19 protein-coding genes are annotated in these 15,289 nt (G+C 44.3%); all 19 read right to left on the reverse strand.

Annotated elements, in window-relative coordinates:
• Positions 1-12: 12 nt before the first annotated feature.
• A complete protein-coding gene (gene pheS, locus J7M13_06335) occupies positions 13-1,023 on the reverse strand; it encodes a phenylalanine--tRNA ligase subunit alpha (GenBank protein MCD6363598.1) in 1,011 nt (336 codons plus the stop codon).
• A gap of 49 nt (positions 1,024-1,072) precedes the next feature.
• On the reverse strand, positions 1,073-1,435 hold the full coding sequence (gene rplT / locus J7M13_06340; GenBank protein ID MCD6363599.1) for a 50S ribosomal protein L20: 363 nt from the start codon (positions 1,433-1,435) through the stop codon (positions 1,073-1,075).
• 28 nt (positions 1,436-1,463) lie between these two features.
• Entirely contained in the window at positions 1,464-1,655 is a 192-nt protein-coding gene (gene rpmI / locus J7M13_06345; protein MCD6363600.1) for a 50S ribosomal protein L35, read from the reverse strand.
• Between the two features lie 15 nt (positions 1,656-1,670).
• Positions 1,671-2,159 carry a translation initiation factor IF-3 gene (gene infC, locus J7M13_06350; protein MCD6363601.1) on the reverse strand — a complete coding sequence of 163 codons (489 nt, stop codon included), beginning with the start codon at positions 2,157-2,159 and terminating at the stop codon, positions 1,671-1,673.
• Positions 2,160-2,379: 220 nt separating this feature from the next.
• Positions 2,380-3,216 (reverse strand): RluA family pseudouridine synthase, encoded by an 837-nt coding sequence (locus J7M13_06355; GenBank protein MCD6363602.1) that lies wholly within the window; start codon positions 3,214-3,216, stop codon positions 2,380-2,382.
• Complete coding sequence (gene thrS / locus J7M13_06360; GenBank protein ID MCD6363603.1) at positions 3,188-5,074, reverse strand: threonine--tRNA ligase; 1,887 nt, start codon at positions 5,072-5,074, stop codon at positions 3,188-3,190. Before thrS ends, J7M13_06355 begins: the two co-directional genes overlap by 29 nt.
• 5 nt (positions 5,075-5,079) lie before the next feature.
• Positions 5,080-6,342, reverse strand: a complete 1,263-nt coding sequence (locus J7M13_06365) for a glycosyltransferase family 2 protein (GenBank protein MCD6363604.1) — start codon at positions 6,340-6,342, stop codon at positions 5,080-5,082.
• Complete coding sequence (locus tag J7M13_06370; protein ID MCD6363605.1) at positions 6,339-7,763, reverse strand: glutamate--tRNA ligase; 1,425 nt, start codon at positions 7,761-7,763, stop codon at positions 6,339-6,341. Before J7M13_06370 ends, J7M13_06365 begins: the two co-directional genes overlap by 4 nt.
• Before the next feature lie 6 nt (positions 7,764-7,769).
• A complete protein-coding gene (locus tag J7M13_06375) occupies positions 7,770-8,522 on the reverse strand; it encodes a septal ring lytic transglycosylase RlpA family protein (protein ID MCD6363606.1) in 753 nt (250 codons plus the stop codon).
• Positions 8,515-9,000 carry a 2-C-methyl-D-erythritol 2,4-cyclodiphosphate synthase gene (locus J7M13_06380; GenBank protein ID MCD6363607.1) on the reverse strand — a complete coding sequence of 162 codons (486 nt, stop codon included), beginning with the start codon at positions 8,998-9,000 and terminating at the stop codon, positions 8,515-8,517. Before J7M13_06380 ends, J7M13_06375 begins: the two co-directional genes overlap by 8 nt.
• 7 nt (positions 9,001-9,007) lie before the next feature.
• A complete protein-coding gene (locus tag J7M13_06385; GenBank protein MCD6363608.1) occupies positions 9,008-10,099 on the reverse strand; it encodes a TRAM domain-containing protein in 1,092 nt (363 codons plus the stop codon).
• A 27-nt stretch (positions 10,100-10,126) separates the two neighbouring features.
• Positions 10,127-10,732 carry a recombination protein RecR gene (gene recR / locus J7M13_06390; protein MCD6363609.1) on the reverse strand — a complete coding sequence of 202 codons (606 nt, stop codon included), beginning with the start codon at positions 10,730-10,732 and terminating at the stop codon, positions 10,127-10,129.
• The gene (locus J7M13_06395; GenBank protein ID MCD6363610.1) at positions 10,723-11,034 is read right to left on the reverse strand and encodes a YbaB/EbfC family nucleoid-associated protein; all 312 of its coding nucleotides are present in this window, start codon (positions 11,032-11,034) and stop codon (positions 10,723-10,725) included. Before J7M13_06395 ends, recR begins: the two co-directional genes overlap by 10 nt.
• Positions 11,030-11,476, reverse strand: coding sequence for a 23S rRNA (pseudouridine(1915)-N(3))-methyltransferase RlmH (locus tag J7M13_06400; protein MCD6363611.1), 447 nt, complete (start codon positions 11,474-11,476; stop codon positions 11,030-11,032). The genes J7M13_06395 and J7M13_06400 overlap by 5 nt, the downstream gene beginning before the upstream one ends.
• Complete coding sequence (locus J7M13_06405) at positions 11,421-11,636, reverse strand: DUF951 domain-containing protein (protein ID MCD6363612.1); 216 nt, start codon at positions 11,634-11,636, stop codon at positions 11,421-11,423. Before J7M13_06405 ends, J7M13_06400 begins: the two co-directional genes overlap by 56 nt.
• Complete coding sequence (locus J7M13_06410) at positions 11,633-12,808, reverse strand: peptidoglycan DD-metalloendopeptidase family protein (GenBank protein MCD6363613.1); 1,176 nt, start codon at positions 12,806-12,808, stop codon at positions 11,633-11,635. Before J7M13_06410 ends, J7M13_06405 begins: the two co-directional genes overlap by 4 nt.
• On the reverse strand, positions 12,801-13,688 hold the full coding sequence (ftsX, locus tag J7M13_06415) for a permease-like cell division protein FtsX (protein ID MCD6363614.1): 888 nt from the start codon (positions 13,686-13,688) through the stop codon (positions 12,801-12,803). The genes J7M13_06410 and ftsX overlap by 8 nt, the downstream gene beginning before the upstream one ends.
• Positions 13,681-14,361: a cell division ATP-binding protein FtsE gene (gene ftsE, locus J7M13_06420; protein ID MCD6363615.1), complete on the reverse strand. Its 681-nt coding sequence runs from the start codon at positions 14,359-14,361 to the stop codon at positions 13,681-13,683. The genes ftsX and ftsE overlap by 8 nt, the downstream gene beginning before the upstream one ends.
• Entirely contained in the window at positions 14,348-15,286 is a 939-nt protein-coding gene (locus J7M13_06425) for a transketolase family protein (GenBank protein ID MCD6363616.1), read from the reverse strand. The genes ftsE and J7M13_06425 overlap by 14 nt, the downstream gene beginning before the upstream one ends.
• Positions 15,287-15,289 lie beyond the last annotated feature (3 nt).

The raw sequence follows: 15,289 nt of genomic DNA on the forward strand, positions 1-15,289 counted from the left end.
TCCTACCCCTCCCTAAAACTGCCTTAGAAAGCGCAGATCGTTTTCGAAAAAGAGCCTCAAGTCATCTATACCATACTTAAGCATCGTTATCCTTTCAACGCCAAGCCCAAAGGCAAAACCTACATACTTGCCACTATCATAGCCCACAGCTTTAAAAACCTCGGGATGAACCATTCCCGCGCCAAGTATTTCAAGCCATCCCGTTCCTTTACAGACAGAACACCCTTCCCCTCCACATCTAACGCACTCAACATCAACCTCCAAGCTCGGTTCCGTAAATGGAAAATAGCTGGGTCTGAAACGCGTTCTCCTCTTCCCTCCAAATATTCTATTAGCAAACTCAGATAAAACTCCCTTAAGATCAGCAAGCTTAACATCTTCGTCGACGAGCAAGCCCTCAACCTGATGAAACATGGGAGAGTGGGTGGGATCCAAATCCCTTCTATAGACCTTGCCGGCAGAAATAACTCTCAAAGGGGGCTTCTTTTCCTTCATTACCCTTATTTGAACCGGAGAAGTATGGGTTCTAAGAAGCGCTCCTTCCGTGATGTAGAAAGTATCATGCATGTCCCTCGCAGGATGATCCTTGGGTATATTGAGAGCCTCAAAGTTATAATAATCGAGCTCTACTTCCGGTCCTTCCTCGAGAGAAAACCCCATAGATGAAAAAATTTCTATTATCTCTCTTAAAACTATGTTTAAAGGATGGATATTTCCTATCCTAATGCGCCTGCCAGGAAGAGTAAAGTCAATCCTTCCCTCAAGCTCCCTTCTATGAGCCTCTGCTGCACGTATTTCCTTCTCCTTCTCCCTTATCCTCTCCTCTATCCACCCCTTAAGCTCGTTAAGAAGTCTCCCCTCTTCTTTCCTCCTTTCCGGAGGCAAACCTTTAAGATTTTTAAATAGAAAGCTTATTTTCCCCTTCCTGCCTATATATCTGGATTTTACCTCATACAGAGCGGGGAGGGTTGAAACCTCCCCTATATCTCTTACAAAGCTTTCCCTTATCTCATCTATGTTCATTATCTTATCTGTATTCATTAACGGGCTTCCTCCCTCCAAAAAGCAAAGATCAGCCCGCCAGTCCAAGGCTTTCTTTAGCAACATCGACCAGCTTCACGAAGGAGTCCCTATCATAAATTGCCATCTCAGCGAGCATCTTACGATTTATAGCCACGCCAGCTTTTTTCAAACCATTTATAAACCGACTATAGGTCAACCCCTCCTCTCTTGCAGCAGCATTTATCCTCGCTATCCAGAGCCTCCTAAACTCCCTCTTCCTCGCCTTTCTATCCCTATAGGAATAGCTAAGAGCTTTCAGCATAGCCTCGTTAGCTCTCCTAAAAACGTTTTTCTTCTGACCATAGTAACCCTTGGTAAGTTTAAATAGCTTCTTTCTCCTTCCTTTTCCAGAGCTTGCGTTTTTAACCCTCATATCTCTCACCCCTTTTCCTCATCGCGATTTAAGCATAGGGCAGCATTTCCTTAACATTGTAAGCATCGCTTCCCCCTAAGAAGGCATCTCTCCTCAATTGTCTCTTCCTCTTAGGGCTCTTTCTTCTTAAGAGATGACTTCTTCCCGTTTTCATGTACTTAACCTTACCCGTAGCGGTTATCTTAAATCTCTTTGCCACGCTTTTACGAGTTTTCATCATGGCTTCATCCCTCCTCTATTTTGGAGCAAGCATAAGACTCATAGACCACCCCTCTGCCTTTGGACCCCATTCAAGTCTACCAATATCCTTGGTTTCCTCAACAACCCTGTTTAGGATTTCCCTACCGTTATCGGCATAACTTAACTCCCTTCCTCTGAAAAACATCGTAACCTTAACTTTACATCCGTCTTGAAGAAACTCTCTGATGCTCTTAAGCTTAAACCTGTAATCGTGCTCTTCTATCTTTGGCCTCATCCTTATCTCCTTAACAACAGCTCCCTTAGTTTTACTCTTAGTCTGCTTCATTTTTTTCTTCATCTCATAGCGATACTTTCCATAATCCATAAGTTTACAAACTGGAGGATTTGCCTCAGGAGCTACCTCAACGAGATCAAGCTGTTTCTCGGAAGCGATCCGAAGAGCCTCTTGGATATTACATATACCTATCTGCTTGCCATCCTCGTCGATAAGTCTAACCTTCCTCGCCCTGATCTGCTCGTTGATCCGATGTTCCTTAATAACATATCACCTCCGATTCTTTTCTCAAGCAAGATATTTTAAAAAGGGCAGATAGAATACACCTATCTGCCCTTTTTAGCCACGAAAAACGATCTTTTTCTCGCTTTAATAAGGACCCTGCAAGCTCCCTCGCCGCAGGGTGAGAGGCAGATAGATGCCCCTTCTTACTGAAGAAAGAATCAATTGAAGTATATCATGAAAAAGCTTATAAGTAAAGAAGTTTCTCCCAAACCCTTTTAAAATCTTCGGGGAGAGGAGCACGTATCTTAAGAAGCTTTCCGCTCAAAGGGTGTTTAAAAGAAAGCTCTTCGCAATGAAGCATACATCTGGGAACCTTACGAATGGCTTCCTCCCAAATTCTTCCTTTTCTGTAAAGTTTCTCACCAACTACTGGATGTCCCACCATCGAGAGATGAATCCTTATCTGGTGCTTTCTACCCGTTGTTATCCTTGCCTGAAGCAATGTTGCGATATTACCACGCTTAAGAACCCTAAAAAAGGAGTGCGCTTCTTTTCCCCCCACGCGAAAGCTTACCTCAAAGGCTTCTCTATCCACTCTCCCCTCCACTATAACTATATAAAGTTTGCCAATTTCCTTTTTCTTAAACAGCTCCTTAAACTTATTAAAAACACCATCTCCCTTAGCAAAGAGGACAGCTCCAGTTGTTTCTAAGTCCAACCTATGGATGGCCCTAACCTTATATCCATCCCTTCTTAATGTGCTTTCCAAGCTTTTGGGGGATTCATTTGTCGGCATAAAGGGGGGTTTGCTAATCGCAACTATATATTCATCCTCGTAAAGGATATCATAAGTGTAATCAGGCTCATAGATAATAGCCTCAACTCGATCTCCATCACTTAAGGGAAAGTTAGCCTTAGAAACCCTTTCCTCATTTACGAAAACCCAACCTCTATCGATAAGCCTTTTAGCCATTCTTCGCGATATAGAAAGTTCCCTTGCGAGAAACTCGCGAAGTGTGATAAGTCTATCTTTGCATTGAAAGCTCAAAAAGTCACTTAAAGTTTTTCTTTCTTTCCTCAAGCAGTCTCATAAACTCCTCCAAAGTAAAGCTTCCCAGATCTCCTTCCCTTCTTTCTCTCACGGAAAGCTTTCTCTCATTAACCTCCTTATCTCCAACTATTACCATATAGGGCACCTTCTCGAGCTGAGCTCCTCTTATCTTGTAACCAAGTTTCTCATTCCTATCGTCAAGTTCAACCCTGTACCCCGCATCAAGAAGCTTTTTATAAACTTCCCGCGCATAAGGAATGTGAGCCTCTCCTATCGTTAACACCTTTATTTGAAGTGGGGCGAGCCACAGAGGAAAGGCACCAGCATAGTGCTCTATGAGAATACCAAAAAACCTTTCTAAGCTACCATATATTACCCTGTGAAGCATTACGGGCCTGTGCCTCTCTCCATCAGGTCCGATATAGGTTATATCGAATTTCTCCGGCATGAGAAAATCAAGCTGTATGGTACCACACTGCCATGTCCTACCTATGCAATCTTTAAGGTGAAAGTCTATCTTAGGGCCATAAAAAGCTCCCTCACCCTTCTTAATCTCATAAGGGATAGACAGGTCATCAAGCGTATCCTTAAGAGCGCTTGTTGCCTTCTCCCATATCTCATCCGATCCCATGGCTTTCTCTGGTTTCGTACTAAGCTCAACTGAATAATCGAAACCGAATATATCCCTGTAAAAGTGATCTGCAAGCCTTATTATGCCCTCTATCTCACTCTTTATCTGTTCGGGTGTACAGAAGATATGTGCATCATCCTGCGTAAAAGCTCTAACCCTCATGAGTCCATGCAGAACGCCAGATCTCTCATGTCTATGGACTATGCCCAGCTCAGCAAGGCGCAAAGGTAGATCTCTGTAGCTCTTTATGCCTTCTTTAAATACGAGTATCGCACCAGGGCAGTTCATCGGCTTTATAGCGTAATCCACCTCATCTATCTTAGTGAAATACATGTTTTCCTTATAGTGATCCCAATGCCCTGAGCGCTCCCAAAGCTCTCTATTAAGTACAAGAGGTGTTCTTATCTCCAAATACCCCGCTTTCCTGTGCTCCCTTCTCCAAAAATCTATAAGCTCATTTAAGACAACCATTCCCTTAGGATGGAAGAAGGGAAATCCCGGACCCTCGGGATGAAGGCTGAACAGATCAAGCTCCCTACCAAGAAGTCTGTGATCCCTCTTCTTCGCCTCTTCCAGCCTTCTTAAATGTTCTTCAAGCATCTCCTTAGCTGGAAATGCAGTTCCATATATTCTTTGAAGCATGGGATTCCTCTCGTCCCCTCTCCAGTAAGCCCCCGCAACGCTCAAGAGCTTAAAGTACTTTATGAGCCCGGTTGATGGAACGTGAGGTCCCGCACACAGATCTATGAACTCCCCCTGCCTATAGAAGCTGATCCTTTCATCAGGTATATCCTTAAGAAGCTCAAGCTTATAAGGTTCATCTTTAAGAATCTCCTCAGCCTCATCTCTTGTCTTAAACTCCCTTATTACAGGATAATCCTCCTCGACTATCTTCTTCATTTCCTCCTCAATTCTCTCAAGATCCTGCGGAGAAAAACCATCGGGATAATCGAAATCATAGTAGAAGCCTTTCTCTATCGCAGGTCCTATTCCCAGCTTAACCTGAGGGAAAAGGCGCTTTACCGCCTGCGCCATAATATGAGAGGCAGTATGCCAAAAAGCCCTTTGAGCCTCAGGGTGAGAGAAATCAAGAAAGTTAACCTCACAATCCTCGTCTACCTCAAAGGTGAGCTCCACAACCTTTCCGTTAACTTCCGCCATAAGAGCCTCCTTAAACCCAAGCAAGACCGCTATATCAAGGAGCTTAGCTCCCTTATCTACACTTATAATCTTCTCTCCAACCTTAACGTTCGGCATACTCATCAGCTCCTTTTAAAATTTAGGTTAGTTAGCTCCTCGAGAGTCAGGGAACGCGTGTGCCTCGTGTGGGACCAGCTCCTGACTCTCACGCTCAAGAGAGCCTGAACTACAACGGGGATCCAAGTTAAACTCCATACCACCAGATAGAAAAGATAAGGAAAAAGCCTTAAAGGGACCTTTTCCTGAATTAAAGCTACAAGTGGATAAAGCCATACCCAAACAGAAATGGAAACCCAAAGCCAAAACGGTAAAAAACCACCTGTGTGAATTCCCCCCATGCCCACATCTGCAAAGGAGGAGAGAAGAAGAAAGAATATTATAGCCCCCCCCAAGAGTATTCTTAAGGGTGATATCGCATAAAAGAACATATCCAGCATATGAAGCTTTCCCTCCAGAATCGCTTTTTTAAGAAGGGCAAAGCCATACCTGAGCGCAACATCCCAATGCCCTCTCATCCACCTCAATCTCTGATACCAAGATTCCCTAAACGTTAAGGGTTTCTCATCGTATACCTTGGCGTCATGTATCCAGCCCACCTTTACCCCCTTAAGGTTAAGCTTAACAGTTAGCTCAAGATCTTCAGTTAGTGAGGTTAAACCAAGAGCATACCTTTCCAGGAGATCACGCGTTAGGGAAAACCCCGTTCCACCGAGGACAGCGGAGAAACCGAGCCTCCACCTCGCGAACTGAAAAACTCTGTTGGATATCCAGTATCCAAGCGCATAAGCCTTAGTTACCCAGCTATCGAGCGGATTCTTTGTATCAAGATAACACTGGACTACCTTTTCCCCTGAAAGAAGCCTTTCATTAACTCTCCTAAGAAAGTTAAGAGATACCAGGTTATCAGCATCGAAAACACAAACCGCATCGAAGTCCTCTTCCTCAAGAAGCCGCTTGAAAGCCCAATCAAGCGCATACTGCTTGCCCTTTTTTAAAGGATCATATCTCCTCCACACAATTGCTCCGCTTTTAAGGGCAACTTCAGCCGTATCGTCGGTGCAGTTATCAGCTATAACTATAATCTTATAAAAATCACTTGGATAATCCAACCTTTTCAGGTTCTCTATAAGTCTATCTATCACATCTCGCTCATTATGAGCAGGAATCAAAATAGTGAATCTTAAAAAACGCTCTTCCCGCGCCTTTTTTTCCCTACGCCACGGAAGCAGCCCCACCGTATATACGAAAACATAATATCCGCCCAGAAGAGCTACCACGAACTGGACGAACAGCGTAAGATAAAACCAGATTTCTCCCCCGCTCATCTTTCCTCCAGCATTTCTAAAGCCCTTTTAGCCCTCCCAATAGCCTCCTCTATACCGATGAGCTCTATAAAGTGATAAAGCTCTGGCCCGGATCTCCTTCCCGTCAGAGCAACCCTTAGCGGAAAGAGAACTTTGCCGGTTTTAAGCCCAAGGCTTTTAACAAGGCTCCTTAGAAGTTCCCAAACCTCGGTAGCTCCCAACTCTCTTTCAGCATATGGGGAAAAAAGCTCAATAAAGCTCCTGAGAATATTGGGAACCTCTTCCTTCCTAAGGTTCTTCATCAACTCATCCTTGGGAGAAAGTGAATACCTAATCAGAGGAATTGCTTCCTCAACCATTTCCCTCAAGGTAGAGGTATGCTCCCTGTAAACCGAAACTACCCTCTTAAGCCAAACATCATCATCAGGAAAGCCTGCCCTCTGGAAAAAGGGCTTAGCATACGAAAAGATCCTTTCGAGCGGGAGCTTTCTCATGTAGTAGCCATTCATCCAGCGAAGCTTTCCCGCGTCGAAAACGGCAGGGCTCTTAGAAAGCCTATCAAGAGAAAAAGCCTCTATCATTTCCTCCATGGAAAATATTTCTCTCTCATCTGGAGATGACCAACCAAGAAGCAGAAGATAATTATCAAGTGCCTCTGGAAGATAACCATCTTCTCTGTATTTTCCAACTGAAACTGCTCCATGCCGCTTACTCAGCTTTTTTCTATCAGGTCCCAGTATCATAGACACGTGAACAAACTGCGGAGGATCCCATTCAAAAGCTCTATATATCAAAAGCTGCTTTGGAGTATTAGCTATATGCTCATCAGCCCTTATAACGTGAGTTATATTCATATAGTGATCATCGATAACCACCGCGAAATTATAGGTAGGAACACCGTCTGATCTCATTATCACGAAATCGCCTATTTCTGATAGCTTAAACCTCAGCTCCCCCTTTACCAGATCGCAGAAGCTTATCTCACTTTCGTCCGGAACTTTGAACCGCAACACTGGAACCCTACCCTCGGCCTCAAGTTTTCTTCTTTCACTCTCGGAAAGGTTTCTACATCTGCCATCGTATCTTGGCGTCATTCCCCTCCTCAGCATATCCTCCCTCATCTTCTCTATTTCCTCCTCCGTGCAATAGCATGGGTAAGCGAGCCCTTTCTCAAGCAATTCCTCCGCATGCTTTCTATATATGTCCAGTCTATCGGTCTGTCTGTAAGGCCCTTCATCCCAGAGCAACCCAAGCCATTTCAGATCCTCCATAATAGCCCTTTCTGCCTCGACAGTTGATCTTTCCCTATCAGTGTCCTCTATCCTGAGAATAAAGCTCCCTTTCATCTTCTTAGCAAATAGATAGTTAAATAACGCCGTTCTTGCTCCGCCAACGTGGAGATATCCTGTGGGGCTGGGAGCAAATCTAACTCTAACGCTCAAAAGCCTTCACCTCTTCCCTCCAAATCTATCATCCCACTGGATTACTTCAACCTTTACCTTGATCACGCCTTTCTTGACCATATTAAGAAGCTCAGCAGCGAGCTTAGAGAGATCCACTATCCTTCCCTTAACGTAAGGACCCCTGTCTATTATCCTAACTATAACCCACTTACCGGTTTTTAAGTCCGTAACCTTAACGAGCGAGTCGAAGGGCAGCGTTTTTGACGCCGCAACGAGCTTCCTATCCCAGAAGAGCTCTCCACTTGCGGTTCGCCTCATATTCCAGCGTCTTCCACCATACCATGAAGCATAACCTACCATTATCCTCGGGTGAGAGAGTCTTCGAGACCATAGTCTGTAAGCCTGAAGACGAGACATCCCATAACAAAGGTTATTCAACCACTTGGCAGCAAGGTAAAATGGCGTTGTTTTATTCCTCTCTGCGTCTTGCGCCGTAATCTTGAAGATATTAATTCCATCATATCGGATTAAATAGCCTCCATCCCTCGCCTTAACCGCCTCGAACTTTCTGAAAAGTATCCCTCTCTTCCAGAGGGAATTTATCTTACAAGCGAAATCGTTCGCTCTCCTCTCAGCATCATCTCCCTTAAGTCTCATAACGAGATAGCCCGAAAACCTGACCTCAACTAAGTCTCCCTTTTTCTCGTACCAGCAAGGAAACGAAAGAGCGTAAGACGAAGCGGTGACGAGAAGCAAAAGAAACAAAACTAAGGTGAGAAACACGGTCCTCTTACCCATTGCTCTTCACCACCTTCACGATAGTTATAGCTGAAATTCCTTCTCCCCTTCCAAGAGCTCCCAGCCCCTCAGGACTAACCGCCTTTACGCTAACCATCCCTATATCTATGCCAAGCATGGATGATATATTTTCTCTCATCGCAGATATATATTTCTTAAGACGCGGTACCTGAGCAACTACCGTTATATCAACCTGGTATGGGGAATAACCCCTATCTTTTAGCATCATGAGCACTTTCCTAAGAAAATAATCGCTTCTCATTCCTTCATACACCGGATCTCCCGGAGGGAAATAATCTCCGAGATCCCCCAGCGCTAAGGCTCCGAGCAAAGCATCGCATAGAGAATGCAGAACAACATCAGCATCCGAGTGGCCCAAAAGCCCTTCTGAATGCTCTATTTCCACCCCTCCCAAAAAAAGCTTTTTGCCTCTTACAAGAGGATGAATATCATATCCTAACCCTATTCTTCCCTCCATTTTTATCCTATCTTAACACCTTCTTTATCTTGCCGAATATCATCCTGCCCGCCGCGGTTTGAAGAACGCTCGTCACAGAAATCTCAACGGTTTTACCTATATAATACTTTCCCTCCTCAACAACTACCATCGTTCCATCATCAAGATATCCTACTCCCTGCCCCATTTCTTTACCCTCTCTTATTATCTGAATGACGAGCTCCTCACCGGGCAGAACCACAGGCTTCAGCGCATTAGCCAACTCGTTTATATTGAGCACCTTTATTCCTTCTATATTAGCAACTTTATTTAAATTGTAATCCGTGGTTATTATCTCAGCATTGAGTTTCTTAGCAAGAGATATAAGCTTCTCATCAACGTTTCTCCCCTCTACATCTCCCTCGTATATCTTGACGTTATTCCCTCCCTCACTCTGTAGCTTGGTTAAAACATCAAGGCCCCTCCTTCCCCTGTTTCTCTTCATCGGATCCGTGGAATCCGCAACATACTGGAGCTCATTGAGAACGAATTTCGGTATCAGAATCACACCCTCGAGGAAACCGCTTTTATAAATATCAAATATTCTTCCATCTATTATAACACTCGTATCTACTATCTTTGGACAAACCATCTCCCCATAAGCACTATCTCTTTTCAACCCTTTAAAGGAAAACCTATCCTTAAGCCGTGGAATAGATCCGAAAAACGATATTATCTCTTCCTTTTTAGTGAGCGCTAATCTGACACCTAAATATCCAAAGGCTATGTTAAGTATCAAGGGAAAGTAATCCCCTATTATCGGAATGGGGGTAAGAGAAACCGCTAAGAGATTGGCAATCACAAGCCCCAAGATCAACCCAAGCAAACCTATCGCTATATCGGTAGCCGGAAATTTTTGAAGATCACTTTCAACCTTGCTAACCACTCTCAAAATGGAACCTATTATGCCTGGAGAAAATATGTACATAATAAAGCCCCCGAAGACCGTAATAGCACCAACCAGGCTCATTTTACCCACCGCGGTCAACGGATGCTCTATATATTTGAGAGTATATAAGCCAACCTGATATCCTATTCCCACGCCGAGGAGAACGAAGGTTATCTGAAGGAGCTTTTCCACAAAACGCGGCTGTTTCTCACCCAACTATCACACCTCCTCTATCATCCTCCTACCCTCGAAAGCCTTCGTTAAAGTCAACGAATCCGCCATTTCTATATCCCCGCCTATGGGAATTCCAAAGGCAAGACGTGTAATCTTAACCCTAAAAGGCTTAAGAAGCTCTGCTATATAAAACATAGTAGTATCTCCCTCGACGCTCGGGTCAAGAGCTAATATAACCTCCCTCACATCCCCATTTCTAACCCTGTTTATTAACCCCTCAATATTTATATCCTCAGGGCTTCTCCCCTCAACAAACGATATAAGTCCACCCAAAACGTGATAAACTCCCTTATAACACGATGCTCTCTCTATGCTTAAAAGATCAAGAGTATCCTCTACAACACATATAACCGATCGGTCTCTCGAAGGATCAGAACATATACCACACGGATCGCTATCACTAAGAGCCCCACACACGGAACACGGTCTTAGCTTCTCACGCACCTCAACGAGAAGATCGGCTATCCTTCTAACTCTCTCAGGCTTTTCTCTAAGGAGATAAAAAACGATTCGTTGAGAGCTCTTTTCTCCCAATCCCGGAAGCTCGCTTAAAAGCGCTATAAGTTCCTTAAGAGACTTGGCTAAAACCAAGGGAGCTTCATACCTCCCAGAAGACTTCCCATCCTGCTCATCGCCAGCTCACGAGCCTTCTTTAAGGCATCGTTCGTAGCAGCAACTATAAGATCGGAAAGCATTTCAACATCCTCGGGATTAACAACCTCCGGTTCTATATGAACTTCCAGTATCTCCTGCTGACCGTTAGCCACAACCCTTACCATACCACCACCAGCGGATCCCTCAACCGTTTCCATAGCAAGTTCCTGCTGAACCTTTACGAGCCTATCCTGAAGCTGTTTAAATAATTTCCCTCCCAAGAAAAACACCCCCTTAATAGTGATAGGGCTCTTTCCTCATTATCTTAAAAGCCCTATATATTTGCTCAAAAAGTATCACTCTCGCGAGCTCATGCGTGAAAGTCAATCTCGAAAGAGACCAAACACATGAGACACGCTTCCTAACCTCCTCGGATAACCCTTTTATCCCCCCGAGAATGAAGACCGGCTCCCGTCCTTTAACAAAAAGCTCCTCGAGCTTCTGTGAAAGTCCCATAGACGTTATCATCTCTCCCCTTTCATCAAGGGCTATAAGAAAATCCCTTTCCCTTAAGGCCTTTAATATCTTCTTTCCCTCGGTCTCTGGGTCACCGCTTTCCGGAATTTCATCGATACTTATCCTACAAAGCGGTTTAAGCCTTTTTAAGTACTCATTTATAGCATCTTTATAGAAGGACTGCCTTATTTTCCCCACTGCTACTACCCTTATCCTGTAAGCCATGCTTAACCATCAACCTCTTTAACCTGCTTCTTGGAAGCCATATTTCTCTGCCACATCTCATACATCTAAGCTTAACATCTGCACCCGTTCTTATGACTTTCCACTTCCGTCCCCCGCAAGGGTGAGCCTTCCTCAGAGCGACAATACTTCCAACCCTCATCTTGGAAGATACTTAAGAGGATTCACCGCCCTGCCATCAATTCTGACCTCGAAATAAAGATGAGGCCCCGTTGACCAACCAGTAGAGCCAACGCTACCTATTATTTCCCCTTGCGCGACTCTTTGTCCCTCTCTGACGACTATATCTCTCAAATGGGCATAAACTGTAGCCATTCCCCCTCTATGAAGTATTATAATAACTTTGCCATATCCTCTTAGCCAGCCAGCATAAAGCACCTCACCGCTTGCAGCTGCCTTAACCGCAGTCCCCGTAGGAGCAGCTATATCTATCCCAGCATGGAACCTCTTCGTCTTAAATATAGGATGAATTCTATAGCCAAAGCCTGAGGTAATTCTCCCTCTTACGGGCCATACTAATCTCACCCTTCTGTATCCAAGCCTAAAGCTCCCCCCACTCACCACCCTTCTCGAAGAAGCCATCTTCTTCTCTAAGATTAGCTTTCTTATAGCTAATTCAAGCTTTCGCGAGAGCTCCTCAAATTCCGCACGAGCTCTTTGGTAAAGTTTCTTCTCCTTTTGTATTTTTTTAAGCAGAGCCTGTCTCCTCAATTTCTTCCTCCCAAGCTCTGCCATCTCTTTCTGGAGCGTTCTTTTAAGCGCAAAGAATCTCTTTAGCTTCCTCTCAAGGAGAGCCTTTTCCTTAGAGACTTTCATCTCTTTGCGTCTTATCTCATCAATGAGCGAGGCTTCATAAGAAGCTATTCTCTTAAGATAAAGGCCTCTTAAGGCAAGATCCTCCCACGAGGAAGCCTTAAGAAGAGCCTCAAGATACCCTATCCTGCCATACCTATACATAGCCTTAATTCTGCTTGAGAGAAGCGCCCTTTTCTCCTCGAGCTCCCGAAGCAATCTCGCTATAAGCTTTCTTTTTTTATCTATCTCACTTTTAAGCTTTCTTATCTTGAAATCGGTTATCTTAATCTCAAGTCTTTTTCTCTCTATCTCCTTATCAAGACGATTAATCTGAGCGAGAATGCTCTTCTCCTTCCTCGCCTTGTACTTTATCAGTTTTTCCTGATATCTAAGTTGTTTTTTTATCCTCTCGAGAAGCTTTTGCCTCTTCTCTATCTCCGCATCATAATTTATGGCAAACGAAACTGACGGAAGCAGCAGAAGAATGAATAGTAAAAAAGAAAACCACTTCTTACTCAAGTGTAACCCCTCCGAGAAACTTTTGCACCGCAAAAAGTCCACCTATCAATCCTATCAGTAAGCCAGCGATCGATATCGCCCCACATAGTTTATAAAGAACGCTTATATTGCTTATTAGTGGGACGAAGGGAAACTGCACCGAGATGAACCTGACTGCTTCTTTATAGGCAAAAAACAGCAGAGCAGACGCAAGCCCACCCCCTATCCCTCCCAAAATTACTCCTTCGAATAGAAACGGAAATCTTATAAACCATCGGGTAGCCCCAACGAGTCTCATTATCTCTATCTCTTCTCTCCTCGCGTAAACGACGAGCCTAACGGTATTGAATATAACAAGCAGGGCAGCTACACCGAGTATTAACCCCAAAGCTCCTCCTCCATACAAAAGGAATTTCTGGATAGCAAGAAGTTTTCGAGCTGCCTCTCTCCCATATATAACATCCTCAGTTTCCCTCCAGCTCTTTATAATCCTTACAACTTCTTCTATATCAGAGGCTCGTTTAACCCTTATATCGAATACATCCGGTAAAGGATTACTCTTAAGAAGCTCAAGCAGGTCACCCCTGCCAAGCTCCTTAGCTAACCTTCTTAAGCCCTCCCCACGGGATATAAACCTCGCCTCCTTAACCTCCTTCAGGGCGAGAAGACGAGCATAAACTCTTTGAACATCTGCTGGGGTAGGATTCCCTCTAAGCACGAGCTTTATTCGAAGACTCTGCGAAAGCGATCCTACGGCGAAATGCAGATTCAAACCTATCAGAGCGAAAAGCCCCATTATAAAAAGCACTATAAATATCGTCGTTATCGTGAGAAAGCTCATAAATCCATGCCGCCATAGTCCTTTAAGAGCTTCTCTGACGAAATATCCAAGCCTACGCATCATATCCCCCTTCTTTATCGTCCCTTACTACGGTCCCATCTTTAAGAGCTATAACCCTTTTTCTTAAAGCGTTTACTATATCCCTGTTATGGGTCGCAACAACGACCGTGGTTCCGCGAAGGTTCGCCTCTACTAAAAGATCTATAATGCTTTTTGCTGCTTCAAAGTCAAGATTACCCGTGGGTTCATCGGCAAGAAGTATGGGGGGATCGTTCACAAGCGCTCTTGCCATTGCCGCCCTTTGACGTTCTCCTCCAGAAAGCTGATAGGGAAGCAGATGACTTCTATGAGATAAACCAACCCTTTCGAGAACCTCTTCAACCCGTGCTTCTATTTCTGCAGGATTGCAACCTATAACCTCGAGAGCAAAAGCAATATTCTCACAAACGTTTTTATAAGGTAAAAGCTTGAAATCCTGAAATACCACCCCTATTTGCCTTCTTAAATAAGGGATCCTTCTCTCTTTCATCTTCGCGAGGTTTTCTCCCATAACGTAAACACTGCCCCGTGTCGGCTTTATCTCTCGGTATATAAGCTTAAGGAAGGTTGTCTTACCAGAACCCGTGGGACCTATCAGAAAGACGAATTCTCCCTTTTCTATATGCACGCTAACATCTCTTAAGGCTACTATTCTGTGAGGGTAAACCTTAGTCACCGCGCTAAACCTTATCAAGGAAATCTTTCACCTCTCTCGCGATACCCAAAGCATCAAGCCCCATATATTTAAGAAGATCGGAAGCGCTTCCAGAGAAGCAAAATTTATCCGGAATTCCCAATCTTTTAAGCGGGAGCGGCTTCCTCTCGGAAAGAAGCTCCGCGATCGCTCCACCAAGCCCACCTATAATGCTGTGATCTTCAGCGGTCATAACCCTTCCCGTTTTAGAAACGCTATCCAAAATGAGCTCCTCGGGTAAAGGCTTTATAGAATAGCAATCTATAACCTCCACCGAAATGCCCTCCTTTTCCAACATCTGAGACGCCAAAAGAGCCTCATGAACCAGCGGGCCCTCCGATATGAGCGTGAGATCGCTCCCTTCCTTAAGAAGCTTTCCCTCTCCAATATCGAAATTCTCTCCCCTTTCATAGAGCTCAGGTAGTGAAACCCTGGTCAAGCGAAGATAGAATGGTCCTTCCTCTTCCGCTATCTTCAACACCATAGAGTAAGTAGATTCATAGTCGCAAGTTGCAAGAACTTTGAAGTTAGGCATAACCCTCATAAGAGCTATATCTTCTATGGCATGATGTGTCGCGCCATCCTCCCCAACGGTTATCCCTCCATGAGTGGCAACGATCTTAACGTTAGCCTTAGAGTAAGCTATAGCCACCCTAACCTGGTCATAAGCTCTACAGCTTGCAAACACAGCAAACGTGCTTGCAAACACGGTCTTTCCAGATAAAGCCAAACCTGAAGCGGTAGACATCATGTTCGCCTCAGCTATCCCCATATTAAAAAACCTGTTTGGAAAGCGAGAAGCAAACTTGCTTGTCCTTGTGGAGGAAGAAAGATCAGCATCGAAAACCACTATGTCCTCTCTTTCCTCACCCAGCTTAATAAGAGCCTCACCATAAGCATCTCTAAGGCTTCTTTTAGCAACCATCTG

It is taken from the genome of Synergistota bacterium (assembly GCA_021159885.1).
Taxonomy (GTDB): domain Bacteria; phylum Synergistota; class GBS-1; order GBS-1; family GBS-1; genus AUK310.